Raw genomic sequence first — 617 nt, 5'->3', positions numbered from 1 at the left:
ATCTTGCCGCTGTTCTGTAGCACTTCCCGTTCATCAAATTCGAGGAAGGCGTCCAGCCGCTTGGACCAGTCTTCCATGCTCATGGGGATTTTGCGGCGGGCACGATCCTCGGCCAGTTCCAGATAAGCGTTGACGATACGGCCCAATGAATCCAACTCGTCCTTGGTCAGGTAGTTCTTGGCCACTGCCACGTCGGTTTTCAGGATCTTGCCTTCGGGCGCGTTCGCCGGAAGTCAGCCCCATATGTGACTTGCTGCTATCGGCCCGCTTACGGATCAACTCTGCAGCGGTATGGCCGTGGATGGCGTAGTGCAGTTTATTCTGTACCTTGGCGAAGAATACTTTAGTCGTTGGTGCGTCCTTGTTGTAATCCACGCTGGTGGCGTAGATGTCGGTGATCTTCTGGTAGAAGCGTCGCTCGCTGAGGCGGATCTCGCGGATTTCCGCCAGCAGCCGCTCGAAGTAATCCTCGCCCAGGAAGCTGCCGTTTTCCATGCGCTGACGATCCAGCACATAGCCCTTGATGGCGAACCACGCAGCACGCCGGTCGCCCACTGGCGGAACTGCGTGGCGCGTAGGGAATTAACCCGGTAGCCGACGGAAATGATGGCGTCGAG

1 pseudogene is annotated in these 617 nt (G+C 57.5%); it reads right to left on the bottom strand.

From position 1 onward, the window contains the following. A pseudogene (locus tag JNK74_29360) lies at nucleotides 1-617 on the bottom strand (virulence RhuM family protein).

This window comes from Candidatus Hydrogenedentota bacterium (assembly GCA_016791475.1).
Classification (GTDB): Bacteria; Hydrogenedentota; Hydrogenedentia; order Hydrogenedentales; family JAEUWI01; genus JAEUWI01.
This window is presented reverse-complemented; position numbering and strand designations above follow the sequence as displayed.